At 59.4% G+C, this 18,509-nt stretch carries 24 protein-coding genes; 14 read left to right on the top strand and 10 right to left on the bottom strand.

All coding sequences use genetic code 11. The features are described 5' to 3' along the window. Window positions 1-6: 6 nt before the first annotated feature. Window positions 7-1,425: a PLP-dependent aminotransferase family protein gene (locus AABC73_RS00250; RefSeq protein WP_341521967.1), complete on the bottom strand. Its 1,419-nt coding sequence runs from the start codon at window positions 1,423-1,425 to the stop codon at window positions 7-9. A gap of 173 nt (window positions 1,426-1,598) precedes the next feature. On the opposite strand from AABC73_RS00250, the gene AABC73_RS00245 reads away from it, so the two are divergent. Then, on the top strand, window positions 1,599-1,832 hold the full coding sequence (locus AABC73_RS00245) for a DUF1127 domain-containing protein (protein ID WP_341521966.1): 234 nt from the start codon (window positions 1,599-1,601) through the stop codon (window positions 1,830-1,832). A gap of 112 nt (window positions 1,833-1,944) precedes the next feature. Here the strand turns inward: AABC73_RS00245 and AABC73_RS00240 are convergent, their stop codons facing one another. Continuing rightward, window positions 1,945-3,258: an FAD-binding oxidoreductase gene (locus tag AABC73_RS00240; RefSeq protein WP_341521965.1), complete on the bottom strand. Its 1,314-nt coding sequence runs from the start codon at window positions 3,256-3,258 to the stop codon at window positions 1,945-1,947. Between the two features lie 146 nt (window positions 3,259-3,404). On the opposite strand from AABC73_RS00240, the gene AABC73_RS00235 reads away from it, so the two are divergent. After that, complete coding sequence (locus tag AABC73_RS00235; RefSeq protein ID WP_341521964.1) at window positions 3,405-3,758, top strand: YkgJ family cysteine cluster protein; 354 nt, start codon at window positions 3,405-3,407, stop codon at window positions 3,756-3,758. Between the two features lie 37 nt (window positions 3,759-3,795). Here AABC73_RS00235 and AABC73_RS00230 read toward each other — a convergent pair whose 3' ends face one another. Then, window positions 3,796-4,284, bottom strand: coding sequence for an Lrp/AsnC ligand binding domain-containing protein (locus AABC73_RS00230; protein ID WP_020291984.1), 489 nt, complete (start codon window positions 4,282-4,284; stop codon window positions 3,796-3,798). A gap of 155 nt (window positions 4,285-4,439) precedes the next feature. Here AABC73_RS00230 and dadA point away from each other — a divergent pair, with 155 nt between their 5' ends. From dadA to AABC73_RS00205, 5 genes are all read left to right on the top strand, one after another. Beyond that, window positions 4,440-5,738 carry a D-amino acid dehydrogenase gene (gene dadA, locus AABC73_RS00225; protein ID WP_065832808.1) on the top strand — a complete coding sequence of 433 codons (1,299 nt, stop codon included), beginning with the start codon at window positions 4,440-4,442 and terminating at the stop codon, window positions 5,736-5,738. Continuing rightward, window positions 5,713-6,066 carry a RidA family protein gene (locus AABC73_RS00220; RefSeq protein ID WP_341521963.1) on the top strand — a complete coding sequence of 118 codons (354 nt, stop codon included), beginning with the start codon at window positions 5,713-5,715 and terminating at the stop codon, window positions 6,064-6,066. Before dadA ends, AABC73_RS00220 begins: the two co-directional genes overlap by 26 nt. 135 nt (window positions 6,067-6,201) lie before the next feature. Beyond that, a complete protein-coding gene (gene alr, locus AABC73_RS00215) occupies window positions 6,202-7,275 on the top strand; it encodes an alanine racemase (protein WP_341521962.1) in 1,074 nt (357 codons plus the stop codon). A gap of 163 nt (window positions 7,276-7,438) precedes the next feature. Further along, window positions 7,439-7,987, top strand: coding sequence for a cupin domain-containing protein (locus AABC73_RS00210; protein ID WP_065832805.1), 549 nt, complete (start codon window positions 7,439-7,441; stop codon window positions 7,985-7,987). A 182-nt stretch (window positions 7,988-8,169) separates the two neighbouring features. Next, complete coding sequence (locus AABC73_RS00205) at window positions 8,170-8,595, top strand: c-type cytochrome (RefSeq protein WP_341521961.1); 426 nt, start codon at window positions 8,170-8,172, stop codon at window positions 8,593-8,595. Between the two features lie 115 nt (window positions 8,596-8,710). Here AABC73_RS00205 and AABC73_RS00200 read toward each other — a convergent pair whose 3' ends face one another. Further along, window positions 8,711-9,772, bottom strand: a complete 1,062-nt coding sequence (locus AABC73_RS00200) for an aminopeptidase (protein WP_341521960.1) — start codon at window positions 9,770-9,772, stop codon at window positions 8,711-8,713. A 91-nt stretch (window positions 9,773-9,863) separates the two neighbouring features. On the opposite strand from AABC73_RS00200, the gene AABC73_RS00195 reads away from it, so the two are divergent. After that, a complete protein-coding gene (locus tag AABC73_RS00195; RefSeq protein ID WP_341521959.1) occupies window positions 9,864-10,277 on the top strand; it encodes a hypothetical protein in 414 nt (137 codons plus the stop codon). Here the strand turns inward: AABC73_RS00195 and AABC73_RS00190 are convergent. After that, window positions 10,274-10,507 carry a DUF1161 domain-containing protein gene (locus tag AABC73_RS00190; protein ID WP_065832802.1) on the bottom strand — a complete coding sequence of 78 codons (234 nt, stop codon included), beginning with the start codon at window positions 10,505-10,507 and terminating at the stop codon, window positions 10,274-10,276. The two genes, AABC73_RS00195 and AABC73_RS00190, sit on opposite strands and share 4 nt — an antisense overlap. A 176-nt stretch (window positions 10,508-10,683) precedes the next feature. Here AABC73_RS00190 and AABC73_RS00185 point away from each other — a divergent pair, with 176 nt between their 5' ends. Then, window positions 10,684-11,343, top strand: coding sequence for a hypothetical protein (locus AABC73_RS00185; protein ID WP_341521958.1), 660 nt, complete (start codon window positions 10,684-10,686; stop codon window positions 11,341-11,343). 53 nt (window positions 11,344-11,396) lie between these two features. Here the strand turns inward: AABC73_RS00185 and AABC73_RS00180 are convergent, their stop codons facing one another. Beyond that, the gene (locus AABC73_RS00180; RefSeq protein WP_341521957.1) at window positions 11,397-11,828 is read right to left on the bottom strand and encodes an OsmC family protein; all 432 of its coding nucleotides are present in this window, start codon (window positions 11,826-11,828) and stop codon (window positions 11,397-11,399) included. 235 nt (window positions 11,829-12,063) lie between these two features. Here AABC73_RS00180 and AABC73_RS00175 point away from each other — a divergent pair, with 235 nt between their 5' ends. Then, complete coding sequence (locus AABC73_RS00175; RefSeq protein ID WP_341521956.1) at window positions 12,064-13,065, top strand: LLM class flavin-dependent oxidoreductase; 1,002 nt, start codon at window positions 12,064-12,066, stop codon at window positions 13,063-13,065. Window positions 13,066-13,189: 124 nt separating this feature from the next. Here AABC73_RS00175 and AABC73_RS00170 read toward each other — a convergent pair whose 3' ends face one another. Then, window positions 13,190-13,414 (bottom strand): DUF1161 domain-containing protein, encoded by a 225-nt coding sequence (locus AABC73_RS00170; protein ID WP_341521955.1) that lies wholly within the window; start codon window positions 13,412-13,414, stop codon window positions 13,190-13,192. 141 nt (window positions 13,415-13,555) lie between these two features. Then, window positions 13,556-13,771 carry a dodecin gene (locus AABC73_RS00165; protein WP_065832798.1) on the bottom strand — a complete coding sequence of 72 codons (216 nt, stop codon included), beginning with the start codon at window positions 13,769-13,771 and terminating at the stop codon, window positions 13,556-13,558. A gap of 166 nt (window positions 13,772-13,937) precedes the next feature. On the opposite strand from AABC73_RS00165, the gene AABC73_RS00160 reads away from it, so the two are divergent. Beyond that, on the top strand, window positions 13,938-14,264 hold the full coding sequence (locus AABC73_RS00160) for a DUF883 family protein (RefSeq protein ID WP_020291998.1): 327 nt from the start codon (window positions 13,938-13,940) through the stop codon (window positions 14,262-14,264). 7 nt (window positions 14,265-14,271) lie between these two features. Here AABC73_RS00160 and AABC73_RS00155 read toward each other — a convergent pair whose 3' ends face one another. Then, a complete protein-coding gene (locus tag AABC73_RS00155) occupies window positions 14,272-15,174 on the bottom strand; it encodes a LysR family transcriptional regulator (protein ID WP_341521954.1) in 903 nt (300 codons plus the stop codon). Between the two features lie 123 nt (window positions 15,175-15,297). Here AABC73_RS00155 and trpB point away from each other — a divergent pair, with 123 nt between their 5' ends. From trpB to AABC73_RS00140, 3 genes are all read left to right on the top strand, one after another. Beyond that, window positions 15,298-16,527: a tryptophan synthase subunit beta gene (trpB, locus tag AABC73_RS00150; protein WP_020292000.1), complete on the top strand. Its 1,230-nt coding sequence runs from the start codon at window positions 15,298-15,300 to the stop codon at window positions 16,525-16,527. Further along, complete coding sequence (trpA, locus tag AABC73_RS00145; RefSeq protein WP_065832795.1) at window positions 16,524-17,336, top strand: tryptophan synthase subunit alpha; 813 nt, start codon at window positions 16,524-16,526, stop codon at window positions 17,334-17,336. Before trpB ends, trpA begins: the two co-directional genes overlap by 4 nt. 124 nt (window positions 17,337-17,460) lie before the next feature. After that, window positions 17,461-17,967 (top strand): anti-virulence regulator CigR family protein, encoded by a 507-nt coding sequence (locus AABC73_RS00140; RefSeq protein ID WP_341521953.1) that lies wholly within the window; start codon window positions 17,461-17,463, stop codon window positions 17,965-17,967. A 167-nt stretch (window positions 17,968-18,134) separates the two neighbouring features. On the opposite strand, the gene AABC73_RS00135 is transcribed toward AABC73_RS00140, so the two are convergent. Then, a complete protein-coding gene (locus tag AABC73_RS00135; RefSeq protein ID WP_341521952.1) occupies window positions 18,135-18,467 on the bottom strand; it encodes a DOPA 4,5-dioxygenase family protein in 333 nt (110 codons plus the stop codon). Between the last annotated feature and the right edge of the window lie 42 nt (window positions 18,468-18,509).

The raw sequence follows: 18,509 nt of genomic DNA, 5'->3' as shown, positions 1-18,509 counted from the left end.
GGCGTGTTACTGCTGGGCGATCAGTTGCGAAATGGTCTCACCCACCTTGCGCACGGCAGCCTCGACATCGGCTGTAGGCTTGGCGGCGTAGTTCATTCGCAGGCAGTTGCGGTATTTGCCGGATGCGGAAAAAATGCTGCCCACCGCGATCTGTACGCCTTGCGGCAATAGCGCACGATTCAGGCGTTGGGTATCGAAATCCTCGGCGAGCTCGACCCACAACATGAAGCTGCCCTGCGGCCGACTGACCCGCGTGCCCGCCGGGAAGTAACGCGCCACCCAGTCGATCATCAAGTCACGGCTGCGCTGATACTGGCTGCGCATTCGCCGCAGATGCGGTTCGTAATGCCCGCCCTGCAGAAATTCGGCAATCGCCAGTTGCGGTTGCGGCGCAGTGGAACCGGTGCTGATGTATTTCATGTGCAGCACCCGCTCAAGGTAGCGCCCCGGTGCAACCCAACCAATACGCAGCCCTGGCGCCAGCGTCTTGGAAAACGAACTGCAGAGCAGCACCCGGCCATCTTCGTCGAAGGACTTGATGGTCCGTGGTCGCGGGTAGGTGTAGGACAGATCGCCATACACATCGTCTTCGATGATCGCCACGTCAAAGCGCTGGGCCAGGGTCAACAACGCCCGCTTGCGTGCTTCGGGCATGACGTAGCCCAACGGGTTGTTGCAGCTGGGCGTCAACTGTATGGCCTTGATCGGCCACTGCTCCAATGCCAGCTCCAACGCGTCAAGGCTGATGCCGGTCAGCGGATCGGTGGGGATTTCCAGGGCTTTCATGCCCAAGCCCTTGAGGGTTTGCATGGCGCCGAAAAAGCTCGGCGAGTCCACCGCCACGATATCGCCGGGATCACAGATGGCGCGGATGCTGGACGACAGCGCTTCATGGCAGCCGGTGGTAATCACCAGGTCATTGGCGGTGAGGTTGCAACCCGAATCCAGCAGCAGACGCGCGACTTGCTCGCGAAGTGTCTGGGTGCCGTAGATATTGTCGTAATACAGACCGGGCATGTCCTGCTTCCGGCTGATTCTCGCCATGGCGCGCAGCAGTGGCCGCAGCGTCGGACTGGTCACGTCCGGCATGCCGCGTCCAAGCTGCTGGAGTTTGGGATCGGTCTTGGCGCGAATCAGCTCCAGCACCTGATCCCACTGGGAAATATCCACCGGACGCTGCGCCGGACGACCGATCACCGGCAGCGCCGGAACCGTACGGCTGGCGGGCACGAAATACCCGGACTTGGGCTTCGGCGCCGCGAGGCCGTTGTCTTCCAGCAGCCGATACGCCTGCTGCACCGTGCTCAGGCTGACGCCATGTTCGACACTCAAGGCGCGAACTGAAGGCAGCCGGTCGCCAGGACGATAAAAACCGTTTTCAATCCGCGAGCCGAGTAACTCGGCGAGGTTGACGTAGAGGGTCATGGCGTATTCCCGGCTGCTATAGAGATAAAAACCATACAGATGCGTGAAAAATACAGCATTCAGGGCAAGTTTCAAATCATCTGTATGCAAATTAATAGATTTGTTTGGATCTGTAACGGTTTCCCCGGCGCCGCCATCATGTAGCCACAGACAACGTGATGAGGGTTTGAACAATGAACGGGTTCAGTGATGTGCGGTTGGCGCTTTACAGCCAGGAACTGAGTGAAGGGCAAGCCGTTGTCGTCAAGACAGCCTGCGCACCCAAGCTGAGTCGCTGGGCACTGTATGGCCATCGCTGGACGTCACGCAAAGTGCTGCTGAACCTGACCCGGGATGAATTGCAGGATATTGGCATCACGCCGGGGCAGGCCAGGACGGAAGGGTTGAAGCCGTTCTGGAGAGAGTGACAGCTGGCCCTACAACCACAGAAACATGAAAACCCGTAGGACTGGCTTTAGCCGGGAGGGCATTCTCCCGGCTGAAGCCGGTCCTACGGGATGAATTCCAATTCATGGAATTTCAGCGCAACTCCATCAACCGATGCCACAACATTCCCAGCGCCAGCAGCGGCGAGCGCAGGTGTTTGCCGCCGGGGAAGGTCATGTGCGGGACTTTGGCGAACAAATCGAAGCCATCGCTGTGCTGTCCGGCGATGGCCTCGGCCAGTAACCTGCCGGCCAGATGCGTGGCGTTCAGGCCATGTCCGGCGTACGCCTGGGCGTAATACACGTTGGGCTGGTCCGCCAGCTTGCCAATTTGCGGCAGGCGGTTGGCGCCGATGCCGATCATGCCGCCCCATTGGTAATCGATTTTCACCCCGGCCAACTGCGGGAACACCTGGAGCATCTTGGGCTGCATATAAGCCGCGATGTCCTGAGGATCACGCCCGGAATAATGACAGGCACCGCCGAACAGCAAACGGCGATCCGCCGAGAGCCGGAAATAATCCACCGTGACGCGCTGGTCGCAAACCGCCATGTTTTGCGGCAATAGCTCATGAGCCTGAGCTTCGCTCAAGGGTTCGGTGGCGATGATGTAGCTACCGGCGGGCAGGATCTTGCCGCTCAATTGCGGATTGAGGTCGTTCAGGTAAGCATTGCAGGCCAGCACCAGGGTTTTGGCCGCGACCGAACCTTGGACGGTATGCACTTTGAGCTGCGGGCCGTACTCAATACGGGTGACCGCTGAGTGTTCGAACAGCCGAACGCCCAATGCCTGCGCTGCAGCCGCTTCACCCAGCGCCAGGTTCAACGGATGCAAATGCCCGGAGCCCATGTCGATCATGCCCCCGACGTACCGGTCAGAACCCACCACGCTGTGCATTTCGCTGGCTTGCAGCAATTGCAGATGATGGCGATAACCTAGGCTGCGCAGTTCTTCGGCGTCTTCGGCCAGACTGACCAGATCGCGCGGTTTGTTGGCAAGATCGCAGTAACCCCAGGTCAAATCGCAGTCGATGGCGTAACGCTCTACGCGCTGGCGCACGATCTCCACGGCTTCCAGCCCCAACAGTTTCAACTGGCGCACGCCGTCGTTGCCGATCACATTGGCGAACTGCTCAAGGCCATGGCCGACGCCACGAATCAGCTGACCACCATTACGTCCGCTTGCACCCCAGCCGATCTTGCGCGCTTCGAGCAGCACGACGCTCAGGCCGCGCTCGGCCAGTTCGATGGCGGTGTTGAGCCCGGAAAACCCGCCGCCCACCACGCACACATCCGCCTGCAGCTCGCCCTGCAACGGCGGATGATCCGCTTGCGGATGGCTGCTGGCGGCGTAATAAGAAGCGGCGTGTTCGCGGGTCGCAGCAGAGGTTTGGGCGCGGGCGTCCATGGCGTGGGTTCCGTTGGCGGTGTTTGAAAAACTTCACGGAGGATAAGCCGCAGGTTCCGACGCGGGCAAGGATCGGTCCGACGGCGCTGTCCTGAGTTGGGCAACTGAGGCAGAATCGCGCCCATTCACACGGGGTAATCGATCCAATGAGCTGCAACAGTCAGAAAATTCGCTCGCTGCGCCAGCAGATTCCGTCTTTCGAGTGCGTTCCTGGCTGCCACGACTGCTGCGGGCCGGTGACGACGTCGCCGGAAGAAATGTCCCGCTTGCCGCGCAAGACGGCAGCCGAGCAGGAAGCGGCCATGGATGAACTCGACTGCGTGCATCTAGGCCCCAACGGCTGCACTGTGTACGAGGAACGCCCGTTGATCTGTCGCCTGTTCGGCACCACCCCGACGCTGCCATGCCCCAACGGCCGCGGCCCCGTGGAGCTGATCCATCCACGGGTCGAGAAGCAGATTCACGCGTATATGGCGTCGACGCGGCAGGTGTTGGTGTAATCGAACACCGTAGGAATGCATTCCAAGTCTGCTGTTCTCACTCCGCAATCGGCAAATTCAAACTCTCCTTCACCTCTTCCATCACGATGTAGCTCTTGGATTCGCGCACATGCGGGAGTTTGAGGAGGATGTCGCCGAGCAGTTTGCGATAGGACGCCATCTCCGAAATGCGCGCCTTGACCAGATAATCGAAGTCGCCTGACACCAGATGGCATTCCAGCACATGGGGAAGTTTCAGCACGGCGCGGCGGAATTCTTCGAAGGTGTCGCCGGATTTGTAATCCAGGCTGATCTCGACGAAAACCAGCAGGCTGGCTTTGAGCGCCTGCGGGTTGAGCCGGGCGTTGTAGCCCATGATGATGCCTTCACGTTCCAGCCTGCGGACCCGCTCCGTGCACGGCGTGGTGGACAACCCGACGCGCTCGCCCAGCTCGGTGAACGAAATTCGGCCGTCGGCTTGAAGGATGCGCAGAATGTTGCGATCGATCTTGTCCAGCTCACGTTTTGACTGATGTTCTGTACGCAAGGGAAACCCCCTCTATCAAAGCGTTCTTTACCGAGAATTTCCGCCGAATATAGGCGTTTATATGGTGAAAAGCACTGCCAGATGCTGCATATACTGCACACATCCTTGCTTAAAACTTCAAAACGTCAGCGGATATCCGCGATGAGGTCATCGACATGCGCGTTCTGGTCCTTGGTAGTGGTGTGATCGGTACGACAAGTGCCTATTATCTGGCGCGTGCAGGTTTCGAGGTTACGGTTGTCGACCGTCAGCCTGCTGCAGCCATGGAAACCAGTTTCGCCAACGCCGGCCAGGTTTCGCCGGGGTATGCGTCGCCATGGGCAGCGCCTGGCGTGCCGCTCAAGGCCATCAAATGGCTGCTGGAACGCCACGCGCCTTTGGCGATCAAGGCCACGGCCAACATCGATCAGTACCTGTGGATGGCGCAAATGCTGCGCAATTGCACAGCCAGTCGTTATGCGATCAATAAAGAGCGCATGGTTCGCCTGTCCGAATACAGCCGCGATTGCCTTGATGAGCTGCGCGCCGAAACCGGCATCGCCTACGAAGGCCGCACGCTGGGCACCACCCAGTTGTTCCGCACCCAGGCGCAACTGGATAACGCCGCCAAGGACATTGCCGTACTCGAACAGTCCGGCGTGCCGTACGAGCTGCTCGACCGAGCCGGCATCGCCCGGGTTGAACCGGCATTGGCCAGCGTCACCGATATTCTCGCCGGCGCGTTGCGTCTGCCTAACGACCAGACCGGCGACTGCCAGCTGTTCACCACGCGTCTCGCCGAGATGGCGGTGAACCTGGGCGTCGAATTCCGCTTCAATCAATCCATCGAACGCATCGATTTTGCCGGTAGCCGCGTCAATGGCGTGTGGATCGACGGCAAACTGGAAACCGCTGATCGCTACGTGCTGGCGCTGGGCAGTTACTCGCCGCAGTTGCTCAAGCCGTTGGGCATCAAGGCGCCGGTTTACCCGCTCAAGGGTTACTCGCTGACCGTGCCGATCACCAATCCGGCCATGGCCCCGACTTCGACGATTCTCGACGAGACCTACAAGGTCGCGATCACCCGCTTCGACAACCGCATCCGCGTCGGCGGCATGGCGGAAATCGCCGGTTTCGATCTGTCGCTCAATCCTCGTCGGCGCGAAACGCTGGAGATGATCGTTGGCGACCTCTATCCTCAGGGCGGTGATCTGACCCAGGCCAGTTTCTGGACGGGCTTGCGTCCAACCACGCCAGACGGCACGCCGATTGTCGGCGCCACGCCGTTCAGCAACCTGTTTCTCAATACCGGCCACGGCACGCTGGGCTGGACGATGGCCTGCGGTTCGGGCCGTTTGCTGGCCGATCTGATTTCGCGCAAAACGCCGCAGATCAGCGCCGAAGGCCTGAATATCTATCGCTATGGCAGTACCAAGGAGATCGCCCAACATGTCAATCCAGCGCCAGCTCACTAACGAGCGCATGAGCCAGGTCGTGGTCAACAACGGCACCGTGTATCTGTCCGGTCAAGTGGGCGACGACCTGACTGCCGGGATCGAGCAGCAGACCCGCGAGACGCTCAACAGCATCGAACGCTTGCTGGATCTGGCCGGCACCGACAAAAGCCGCATCCTGTCGGTGACGATTTACCTGAAAGACATCGACGCCCACTTCGCAGGCATGAACAGCGTCTGGGACACCTGGCTGCCAAAAGGCGTCGCGCCAGCACGTGCCACGGTTGAAGCCAAACTCTGCGAGCCGGAAATTCTCGTGGAGTTGTCCGTGATTGCCGCGTTGCCGTAACCGTAAGCAACAAATCCCGTTGGAGCGAGGCTTGCCCGCGAAGGCATAGGGTCAGCGACACGTTCATTGCCTGACCTGACGCGTTCGCGGGCAAGCCTCGCTCCAACAGTCTTAACCTACTATCAGATCCCCATCATGCGTCCAGCTCGCGCCTTAATTGATCTTCAAGCCCTGCGTCACAACTACAAGCTCGCCCGCCAGGCCACGGGAGCCAAGGCGCTCGCGGTGATCAAGGCCGATGCTTATGGTCATGGCGCCGTACAAGTCGCCCTGGCCCTGGAAGCCGAAGCCAACGGTTTCGCCGTGGCCTGTATCGAAGAAGCGCTGGAATTGCGTGAAGCGGGGATTCGTGCGCCGATCCTGCTGCTGGAAGGCTTTTTCGAAGCCGATGAACTGGCGCTGATCGTCGAGCATGATTTCTGGTGTGTGGTGCATTCGTTGTGGCAGCTGGAAGCCATCGAACAGGCCAACTTGCGCAAGCCGATCATCGTCTGGCTCAAGCTGGATTCGGGCATGCACCGCGTTGGCCTGCACCCCAAGGACTTCCGGGCCGGTTATCAGCGCCTGCTGGCCAGCGGCAAAGTGGCAAAGATCGTCCTGATGAGTCACTTCGCCCGCGCCGACGAACTGGACAATCCGTGCAGTCAGGACCAGTTGGCGGTGTTCGACGCCGCACGCCAGGGTTTGGCAGCCGAGATCAGCCTGCGCAATTCACCGGCCGTGCTTGGCTGGCCGAATATGCCCAGCGACTGGATTCGCCCCGGCATCATGCTCTACGGCGCGACGCCCTTCGATCAGCCGCAGGTGCTGGCCGATCAGTTGCAGCCGGTCATGACCCTGGAATCGAAAGTGATCTGCGTGCGTGAGTTGCCTGCCGGTGAACCGGTCGGTTACGGCGCGGCGTTTGTTACCGAGCGCGCCAGTCGGGTCGGCGTGGTCGCCATGGGTTATGCCGACGGCTATCCACGCGAGGCACCCACCGGTACGCCGGTCTGGATTGACGGCCAGCCGAGCCAGCTGTTGGGTCGGGTGTCCATGGACATGTTGTGCGTCGATCTGACCCATTTGCCGCAAGCCGGGCTGGGCAGTCGCGTCGAGCTGTGGGGCAAGAACGTTTTGGCCAGTGATGTCGCGGCCCGCGCCGGAACCATCCCCTATCGAATTTTCTGCAACTTGCGCAGGGTGCCACGGCTCTATTCCGGGGCCTGACAGCCTTTCGCCAGCATTCACCTGCCCCTTCAAGCGCGGCCCTTGCTGGCCGCTAGTCTCCTCAGTCAGTCCCTTGCCGGTCGAAGTGTTGTAAATACTGAACGCTGTTGCCATCATGGCGTTCATCTCGACCTAACCAGACTGAATCAGGAGGACTGCCGCATTGGACGTCGGTGAACGACTGCAATCCATTCGTAAACTCAAGGGCCTGTCCCAGCGCGAACTCGCCAAGCGAGCCGGCGTGACCAACAGCACTATTTCCATGATCGAAAAAAACAGCGTAAGCCCATCGATCAGCTCCCTGCGAAAAGTGCTCGGCGGTATTCCGATGTCCATGGTGGAGTTCTTCTCTGAAGAGCTTGAGCAAGAAAATCCGACGCAAGTGGTTTACAAGGCCAGCGAGCTGATCGATATCTCGGACGGCGCAGTCACCATGAAACTGGTGGGCAAGGCGCATCCGAGCCGCTCAATCGCGTTTCTGAACGAGATTTATCCGCCGGGTGCAGATACCGGCATCGAGATGCTGGTTCATGAAGGTGAAGAAACCGGCATCCTCGTCGAAGGACGACTGGAACTGGTGGTCGGCCTGGATACGTATATTCTCGAAGCAGGCGACAGCTATTATTTCGAGAGCACCAAGCCGCATCGTTTCCGCAACCCGTTTGATGTTCCGGCGCGACTAATCAGCGCAGCTACACCGGCCAATTTCTAATATGAGCGCGCGGACAGCCCCGTAGTTACGGGACAGCGACAAATGCGCCGGAAACGCTAGACTGTCAGGGAATAACCCTTCTTGTTATAAGGGTGTTTCGGACTGACAGGCTAAACGCTATACTTGCGCCCGCCTGCTAAACCGTGGCTGCGGGCGTGAATAGTCACCATGAGGGTGTAAGCGTGAACCTAACTAATAAGATTCTGGCAGTTGCTGCTACGTTGACTTTTTGGGCGTTCACCGCTCAGGCAGCAACCAATGACGAAATCGCTAAACGGCTGGAGCCGGTGGGCCAGGTTTGCGTTCAGGGCAAGGAATGCGCAGGGATGGAAGTCGTTGCGGCGGCGGGTGGCGCCGGTGGTGCCAAGTCGCCGGATGACGTTATCGCCAAGCACTGCAATGCATGTCACGGCACCGGCCTGCTGAACTCTCCGAAAATCGGTGATGCTGACGCCTGGGGAACCCGTGCAAAAGAGCAAGGCGGTTTGGACGGCCTGCTGGCCAAGGCCATCACCGGCATCGGTGCCATGCCGCCGAAAGGCACCTGTGCCGACTGCTCGGACGCCGAACTAAAAGGCGCCATCCAGAAGATGTCCGGGCTGAAATAAGCTGGCACGTGGGAGCAAGCTTGCTTGCGAAGGCAGTATTTCAGCCAACGAAAATGTTGGCAGAATGGGCTTCGCGAGCAAGCTCGCTCCCACAATAATTCGCTCCCACAAGCCGTCAGTCAGTCCGGGATAGCCCGCGAAGTGCTGTCTTGCGCTCCGCCATCGGCAATCCCCCCAACCGCTCCACCGCTGCGTAAAACGCCGCCCAATCCCCATCGACCTGTTTGAACAGCGCTGCAAACGCCGGCACCCATTGGTCGTAGAGTCCGAAGGGCAGCAGTTTGGCGTTGTTCAGCGGTGCGTTGATCCACGCGTCATAGCGCTTGTCGCCAGCCCACTGGGTATCGCGCGATGCGCGGTAGTTGTTGCGCAGCGTCTCGAATTCCGCCGCTTTGCCTTCGCGCATCCGCTCAGCATTCAAGGGTTGGCTGTAGAGCCGCTTGAGGCGTTCCCGCGTGTCGAGCACCAACCGCGTGAATTGATCGCGCTGCTTGGATTGCGACAGACGCTCGGCGGGCAAGCCTCGTGCGGCGCGCCATTGGCGAGTGCCTTCCTGCTCGACAAAGCTGGCGAAAGACTCATTGAACTCGCTGTCGTCCTTCACGTAGAACTGCTGGTGCGCCAGCTCGTGGAAGATCAAGGTCGCCAGACGCTCATCGCCCCAGCCCAGCATTGAGCTGAGGATCGGATCGTCAAACCAGCCCAGGGTCGAGTAAGCCTCGACACCGCTGACATACACATCCTGCCCGGCCTGGCGCTGCAACGCCGCCGCGCCTCGGGCGCCGCCGACGCTGTAATAGCCGCGATACGCCACACATCCGGCAATCGGGAAACAGTGGGTGATCGGTTCCAGCGAGAACTCACCCGTGGCGAACACATTCCAGACCACATACGGGCGGCCCAGATCGGCATAGAGGCGATAGCTGCGATTATCCGGCAGGTGCAACTGACGGCTGGCGAAGGTCCGGGCTTCCTGCGAATGCTCCAGCATCTGGCGCAGGCGCGGGCTGCGCGTCGGGTCGGCGATGACTTCGGTCACCGGCTGCCTGGCGCGCAAGAGCTGCAACTGACCGCTCACCAGCTGGTCGTAATAGTTGACGCTGGAACAGCCGCCGAGCAACACAAGCGCCACTAATGGCAAGCTGCGCCCCAGGCGGGGAAGGGTAATACTTGGCATGGACCGCCTCAACATTCGAAACATCACGCGTTATGCCGGACAGCACTGCCGTGCGCAACTACCATCGCTGTCCGTCCATACGGAGCCAACCATGCGCAACCTTTCGCTCATCCTCGCCCTGACCGCCTTGACCGGCTGCGCCGGACCATTGCCAGCGGTAAACCCGCAACAAGCCTGGGTCGATATGCGCACCATCACCGGCAAGATGGTGATGGCCGATAAAGTCGACGGCGTGACCACTTACGACGGTCGCTACTTTCAGGTCCCGCCCGGCAGCCACGAGCTTCAGGTGCGCTACGACTACGAAATCAACTACGGCGGTTTCAGCGCGATGAGCGACGATTTCACCGAGCTGACCTGCTACATCGACCTGAAATACGACCATTTCGCGGCGGGGCAGCGCTACATGATCGAGGTGCGCTCGATCCACAACTCCATTACTGCCTGGCTCTATGACGCGCAACGCAATGAGCTGGTCGAGCAAGAGGAATCAAACTGCATCTAGCGATCATTTTTCTGATAAATGATCTTTTTCGTGCCGTTGTCGCACGTACCGACGACCATATTCTGATCGTGGACTTCGTCATTGCTGACGATTTCCAGGGTGTAGGAATTGACGTTGTTGGCCTGGATCTTGGCTTCGATCTCGGCCTTGAGCTCTTCGCAGGATTTAGGTGCAGCCAGGACACTGGTGGCCATTACTGTCCCTATCACGGCTAATGCAAAACGTTTCATGCTCGACTCCTTCGATACGGTCCGCAGCGGGACATCAGGCAGATTACCGCGCCAGCGCTGCAGTGCTTCATAGACCTCAACGCGCCCGTGCAAGTTCGTTCTACGTTGGTCGCACGGGTCGAACTTCTGCCCGGACGGTCTATCAGAGCGGGACGACCAATCGACAGCGAGTAGTAATGAATTCCTCTTTTATCCAGTGGGTTATCCAATATAAAGACGCTCTGACGGTCATGATCAGCATCGGTACGCTGATCGTCTGGGTCATGTACGCACAGTTGCTTCTGAACAATTACCGCCGCCAGCGCAGGCCGCGCATCATCATCAATCGCGGCGCAGGCAAGGGCATCGGCTCGTTGTGTCTGATCAGCAACATGAGCGCCGAACCGATCTTCATCAATCAGATCGTGCTGTTGCTCGACACCAATCAGGGTCGGCTGTGCTGCGACGTCACCGACATCCGCGAAGAGAGCAAAGGCGAAATCGATCAGGATCTGGTCCTTCATAACGCAACGCGCCAAGGCCCGCTGGGGACCGGGGATTTCACCCATATCGGTACGTTCGGCGCCTTGATTCAACGCCTGGCCACGCTTCATGCAATCCCGATGCAGGGCCACAAGCCGGGCGAAGGCTGGACGTTTTCCGGGTTGGAAGTCCGGGTCATTGCTTTCTATGGCTCGGATAAAGAGGCCATTGGCGCGGCGCGATCCTTCCACCTGGGTCAAGCCGAGGAGGGCGGTTGCCAGCTGGTCGCGCACACTCGCGAGAGTCGCCAATACAACTCGCACTGGCAGCGTCGGCAAGTACGTCGGCACTGGATGATGGACGTCGAGGGCTAAAAAAATGACCCGGTCGGTTTAACCGAACGGGTCATTGGATGCTGCGGGGTCAATTAGCTGACCAGCGTAGCGTCCAGGGTGATCTTGGCGTTCAGGACCTTGGAAACCGGGCAGCCTTCTTTGGCCATGGCGGTCAGTTTGTCGAACTGCTCCTGAGTCGCGCCCGGCACTTTGGCCTTCAGGGTCAGGTGTACCGCAGTGATCGCGAAGCCACCTTCGACCTGGTCGAGGGTCACGTCAGCGGTGGTGTCGATGCTTTCTGCGGTCAGGTTTTCACCGCCCAGGATCATCGACAATGCCATGGAGAAACAGCCCGCGTGGGCTGCGCCGATCAATTCTTCAGGGTTGGTGCCTTTGCCGCCTTCGAAACGGGCTTTGAAGCCATATGGGGCTTCGCGCAGAACGCCGGTTTCAGTCGAGATGCTGCCGATACCGGATTTCAGGTCACCTTCCCAATGGGCGGATGCTTTCTTGACGATGCTCATGATGTCTCCTCATGGATGCGTGCGAGGTTTCGCACATGGACGAAGGTTCTGAGGATAGCTGGCTTTATAAAGTTCAACGTAGAGGAGAAACCTAGTTAATTAGTAGGATATTTCCTGATTGGGCATTGAATCTGGAGCATATGCCCTCATTTTCATTCACAGCTGTGGGCTTTTGGTCATCTGCGTCTTCATGGGCCAGGCCTGCAAAACCACTGATGAGGAGATGTAGCGGCCTATGAAACGTCTTGCCGATGTAAAAATCTCGACCCTCGATCTGGTGCCCGTGCGCCACGACAAAGGCCCCGCGGAATCCTTGCGCAATTCGTTGGATCTGGCGCAACACGTCGAAAAACTCGGTTACAACCGCTTCTGGGTGGCCGAGCACCACAACATGGACGGCATCGCCAGTTCTGCCACGGCTGTGCTGCTGGGCTATCTGGCGGGCGGCACTTCGACGATTCGTGTCGGTGCTGGCGGCATCATGCTGCCCAACCATGCGCCGTTGGTGATTGCCGAACAGTTCGGCACCTTGGCGAGCCTGTATCCGGGTCGTATCGATCTGGGCCTGGGCCGCGCTCCCGGTTCCGATCAGATGACCGCACGAGCCCTGCGCCGCGAACGGTCCGGCAGCGCCGATGACTTCCCGGAAGACGTCAGCGAATTGATGGCATTCCTCGGTCCGCGCACCCCGGATCAGCGCGTAATCGCGGTACCGGGTTCGGGTACCAATGTGCCGGTCTGGTTGCTGGGTTCGAGTCTGTTCAGCGCGCAACTCGCCGGGCAACGCGGCTTGCCATACGCCTTCGCCTCGCACTTCGCGCCGCGCTACATGCACGAAGCGATTCGCGTCTATCGCAATCACTTCCAGCCTTCGGCGGTGCTCGACAAGCCGTACGTGATGCTCGGGATTCCCTTGGCTGCCGCTGACACCGATGAACACGCCGAATACCTGGCGACTTCGGTGTACCAGCGCATCCTGGCGCTGATGCGCGGCCAGTCGCTGATGCAGCGTCCACCGGTCAAGAGCATGGAAGGCCTGTGGTTGCCCCATGAGCGCGAAGCAGTGGGTGATTTCCTCGGTCTGGCGATGGTCGGCGGCCCGGAAAAAATCCGCGCCAAGCTCGATGTGCTACTGGAACAGACCGACGCGGATGAGCTGATCTTCACCTGCGACATGTACGATCACGCTGATCGGTTGCGCTCGTATGAAATCCTTGCCGAGACCGCGCGGGGATAACCCGTAGGACCGGCTTCAGCCGGGAGAGCGCCCTCCCGGCTGAAGCCGGTCCTACCGGATGTCGCTTATCCAGCCAAAAAAAAACCGACTTCAACGAGTCGGTTTTTTGTGTTCCGCGATCCGATCAGCCGCGCTGATACACGATTTCCTTGGTGCCGCCATCACAGCTGCCGACAACTTTCTTGTCGGTCACGCTGCCTTTTTCGACGACTTCAAGCGTGTAGGACGTAGCGCCTTTGGCTTTGATCTTTGCGTCGATTTCCGCTTTCAGGTCATCGCATGGCTTACCGGCAGCCATTGTGGTGCCAGCAATGCTCAACAGACCTACCGCCAACAGTAACTTCTTCATTGGTCTCACTCCTTCGTCAGCCAAAACAGGTCGCTTCAGCACAATGCACCTGGAAGGACCTGAATACATTAGCCACGCCAACGATTTCGCGACAGCGGGCGGAGTTTATGGCATTGCGCCAGCCTAAAAGTTCAGGCCGGATCAGCTATTGACGATGCGAAAGCCGACTTTGATGGTGACCTGATAGTGAGCGACCTTGCCGCCTTCGATGTGACCACGGGTTTCCAGAACTTCAAACCACTCCAGGTGCTGAAGGCTTTTGCTTGCCTCGGCCAGAGCGTTGTTGATCGCGTCTTCGATAGTCGTGGTCGACGAGCCAACCAGCTCGATCTTCTTGTACGTGTGATGATCAGTCATGGCAGTTCTCCTAAGGGGTCATTACGAGCGTAGCAGTGATCACGCTCCATACCTCTGTGGGGAATTTCTGCGGAAAAGTTCAGCGATTTCCGAAAACTGCACCGCACTTTCTGAAAGCGCCGTAGTCGGAAACAACACACGCCACTCACCTTGCAGGAGAAACATCATGGCTAGTAATTCACTCAGTAAAGCCTCGTTGAAAAGCATGGAAGCGGAAATCGAAAGTCTGCTCAAGTCCCTGGAAAGCCTGAAATCCGACGCTTCTGACGAGTCGCGCAGAACGCTGAAAAGCCTGAAAGCCAACGCAGAAAGTGCCCTGAGCCACTCGCGCAGCCTGCTCAGCGACGTGTACGAAGACGTCAAGGTCAAGACTCGCGAAACCAGCGTTGCTACCCGTGACTACGCTCAAGAACACCCATGGACTACCGCTGGTGTAGCCGTTGGTGCAGTTGGCCTGCTGGCCGCTTACCTGCTGTGCAAACGCGGTAATTGATTGGTCGCTATTGCGGGTTCCCCGAACGCCTCAGCTCATTTTTTAGCCACTTCGCTAGCGATTGAGCGCGCCCGTCAACGGCACGTTTGGGAACCCACAACGCCAGTTGCGCCGGGGTTTCACTGAAACCCCACGGTGCCACCAGGCGTCCCGCCTTAAGGTCATCTGCAACCAAAGGTTCAGGTGCAATCGCAATACCCAAGCCCGCAACAGCCGCTTCCAGCAAATAATACAAATGCTCGAACCCTTGCCCGTATCGCAGCGTCTGCGGATCGATGCCGTTTTGCTGCGCCCAGCTGGGCCAGGCTTGCGGGCGCGACGTGGTCTGCAGCAAGGTTTCGTCGAGCAACACCTTGGCTGGCGCGTCTTGCAGGCGGGTGAAATGTGCGAAACGCGGGCTGAGCACCGGCCCGATACGCTCACTGGCCAGTTCGAAGACCTGCATGTCCGCCGGCCATGGCGGTTCGGCAAAAATCAGCAGCGCGTCGAGTCCGGGACGGCGTGGATCGAGATCGCCTTCCCCGGCCGACAAATGCAAACGCAGGTCCGGCAGCTCGGCGTTCAGTCGCCCAAGCCGTGGGATGAACCAGCGCGCCAGCAGGCTTCCCGAACAACCCAGCACAAACGGCGCATCTGCGCCGCCCTGACTCAATTCAGCGCAGACGCTGCGCAGGCGATCGAAAGCATCGCTGCTGGCGTCTCGTAGCCGCACCCCGGCATCTGTGAGTTTCAGGCCACGTCCGTCCTTGATAAACAGCACCACGCCCAAGTGTTCTTCAAGGACTTTCAGCTGACGGCTGACAGCACCGTGCGTGACGTGCAGCTGTTCAGCCGCCTGGCTGACGCTGTTCAGGCGGGCTGTCGCTTCAAAAGCGCGCAAGGCGTTGAGGGGAGGAAGATCGCGGCTCATGATATCTGTGAGTTTTCCTGACAGGTTGTGTCGATCTTATCGGTTTTCATCCGGGCTGGCGCTGGTTAAAGTGTGTTCATTGCCGTTTCGGCTCCCTCATTCGTTCACCGACCTGGAGGTCCCATGACCCAGTCCAAATTCAGCGCTGGCCCCGATGCAAACGGCCTGTTCGGCTCCTTTGGTGGCCGCTACGTTGCAGAAACCCTGATGCCGCTGGTTCTCGATCTGAACCGCGAATACGAAGCCGCCAAGGCCGACCCTGAATTCCTTGAGCAACTGGCCTACTTCCAGCGCGATTACATCGGTCGCCCGAACCCGCTGTATTTCGCTGAACGCCTGACCGAGTTCTGCGGCGGCGCGAAAATCTACTTCAAGCGCGAAGAGCTCAATCACACCGGCGCGCACAAGATCAACAACTGCATCGGCCAGGTATTGCTGGCCATGCGCATGGGCAAAAAGCGCCTGATCGCGGAAACCGGCGCGGGCATGCACGGCGTGGCCACGGCCACCGTTGCGGCGCGTTTCGGTCTGCCGTGCGTGATCTACATGGGCGCCACCGACATTGAGCGTCAACAGGCCAACGTATTTCGCATGAAGCTGCTGGGCGCTGAGATCGTGCCGGTGACTTCCGGTACCGGTACCCTGAAAGACGCCATGAACGAAGCGCTGCGCGACTGGGTAACCAACGTCGATGACACCTTCTACCTGATCGGCACCGTTGCCGGTCCGCACCCGTATCCGGCCATGGTCCGCGACTTCCAGTCGATCATCGGCAAGGAAACCAAAGTGCAGATGCAGGAGAAGGAAGGCCGTCTGCCGGACAGCCTCATCGCCTGCGTCGGTGGCGGTTCCAACGCCATGGGCCTGTTCCATCCGTTCCTGGATGACGCCAGCGTGGAAATCATCGGCGTCGAAGCCGGTGGTCATGGCGTGGACACCGACAAGCACGCCGCCAGCCTGAACGGCGGTGTTCCCGGTGTTCTACACGGCAACCGCACCTATCTGCTGCAAGACACCGACGGCCAGATCACCGACGCGCACTCCATTTCCGCCGGTCTGGACTACCCAGGCATCGGCCCGGAACACGCCTTCCTGCACGAAGTGAAGCGTGTCGAATACGTCAGCATCACCGATGAAGAAGCCCTTGAAGCCTTCCATCATTGCTGCCTGCTCGAAGGCATCATCCCGGCGCTGGAAACCGCCCACGCTCTGGCTGAAGCCATGAAGCGCGCCACCAATCTGCGCGACGATCACCTGATGGTGGTGTGCCTGTCCGGCCGTGGCGACAAAGACATGCAAACCGTCATGAATCACATGGCCGCCGCTGAAAAGAATCAGGAGATCCTGGCATGAGCCGCCTCGAACAACGCTTTGCCCAGCTGAAAACCGAAGGCCGCGCCGCCTTGGTGACGTTCATCACCGCTGGCGATCCTGGCTACGACACTTCGCTGAAAGTCCTCAAGGGCTTGCCAGCGGCAGGCGCTGACGTGATCGAGCTGGGCATGCCCTTCACCGATCCGATGGCGGACGGCGTTGCCATTCAGCTCGCCACGCTGCGCGCGCTGGACGCCGGGCAGACACTGCCGAAAACCCTGAAGATGGTTGAAGAGTTTCGGGTCGACGACCAGACCACGCCAATCGTGCTGATGGGTTATTACAACCCGATCCACCGTTTTGGCGTCGAGGCCTTTGTCGCCGCAGCCAAGCAAGCGGGTGTTGATGGCCTGATCATCGTTGACCTGCCACCTGAACATGACGCCGAGCTGGCAACTCCAGCTCAGGCATCCGGTATCGACTTCATTCGTCTGACCACGCCAACCACCGACGACGTGCGCCTGCCGCGTGTGCTGGAGCGCAGCTCGGGTTTCGTCTACTACGTTTCGGTTGCCGGCGTGACGGGCGCAGGTTCGGCCACCACGCAACACGTCGAAGGTGCCATCGAACGCCTGCATCGCCATACCAGCCTGCCGATTTGCGTCGGTTTCGGTATCCGCACGCCCGAGCAGGCGGCCGCAATCGCGCGCCTGGCTGACGGTGTTGTGGTCGGTTCGGCACTGGTTGATCAGATCGCCAACGCCGCTTCGCCAGAGCAGGCGGTGGACGGCGTATTAAGCTTGTGCGCCGCGCTCTCGCAAGGCGTGCGCAACGCTCGCATCAGCTAAAGGTAAAGTTCCTGATACAAAGGAATCAACGCCTTGGTGCAGGTTCCAAGTAGTTAGGCAAAAGGGGTTCAAGGCTGATGTCTTGAACCCCTTTTTGCTGACTTGAATTATCCAGGAGCAACACATGAAACTGCCGAATCGTTTGATTGCTGGGCTGGGCATCTTGATGATCAGCGCCAGTCCGCTGTTGCAAGCAGCGCCGCAAGATCAGCGCGGTGACCATGACGATAACCGCCCAGGCCAGCAACAAGGCCAGGGTCCGCAGAACAATGGCGGACACGATCAGGGCAACGGCAAAAACAATGGGCGCGGTAACGAAAACCGTCCGCAGCAGCAGGCTCATCAGGACAACCGTGGCGGCAATCGCCCGCCCGAGAATTTCGATGACGTGCGCCACACCATTCAGCAACACCGTGACGTGATCGGCCGTGGCAAGCCGCTGCCGCCGAACATCCATGTGGTCAAAGGCCATCGCCTGCCACAAGGCTACGGCAAACGCCTCGACGCCCGCTCGCTGCAACACTTGCCACATTACGAAGGCTACGAATGGCGCCGTACCGGCACCGACATCGTGCTGATCGCCGTAGGCACCGGGATTGTGTATGCGATTCTGGATGGTGTTCTTAACTGATTATCTGAGGCCTCTTCGGGGACAAGTCCCCTCCTACCGGGTTGTATCTGGCTCGGTAGGACCGGACTTGTCCGGGAAGACGCCATGTCTGTCGGCACAGAGGTTGGATCTGCTCGCCTTTCTCGGGGACAAGTCCCCTCCTACCGGGTTGTGAAGCATTCATCTCATCAGCGCTTGAACATCCCCACATCCAAAGGCCGCACGGCACCCATCCACATTGCGTGCTCGGTATGGTCCGCCAGGTCATCGCCGGTCAGCGGATGGATCAACACCACCAACCCCTGACGGTTGAGCGACAGCCACAGCATCAGGTCCGCGAACTGCCCGTGATCGAAAGCCAGCTGGCAGCTCCAGTCCACATGCGGGCCGACCAGCCGCTCGTGAATCCGCCCCATCTTCACACCGAAGCGCTCAGCCGCCGCCTCACATAAGGTGCGTGCCTGTTCGATGGTCTGTGCGTCGAAATAGACATGGGCGTGATAGCCCTGAATCTCTGGCATTTGCCTGGTCTCCCCTGGAAATTGGCTGAACGCTGCATACCG

This window comes from Pseudomonas sp. G.S.17 (assembly GCF_038096165.1).
GTDB lineage: Bacteria > Pseudomonadota > Gammaproteobacteria > Pseudomonadales > Pseudomonadaceae > Aquipseudomonas.
Note: the sequence above shows the minus strand (reverse complement) of the source record. Positions and strands in the feature narration are given on the sequence as shown.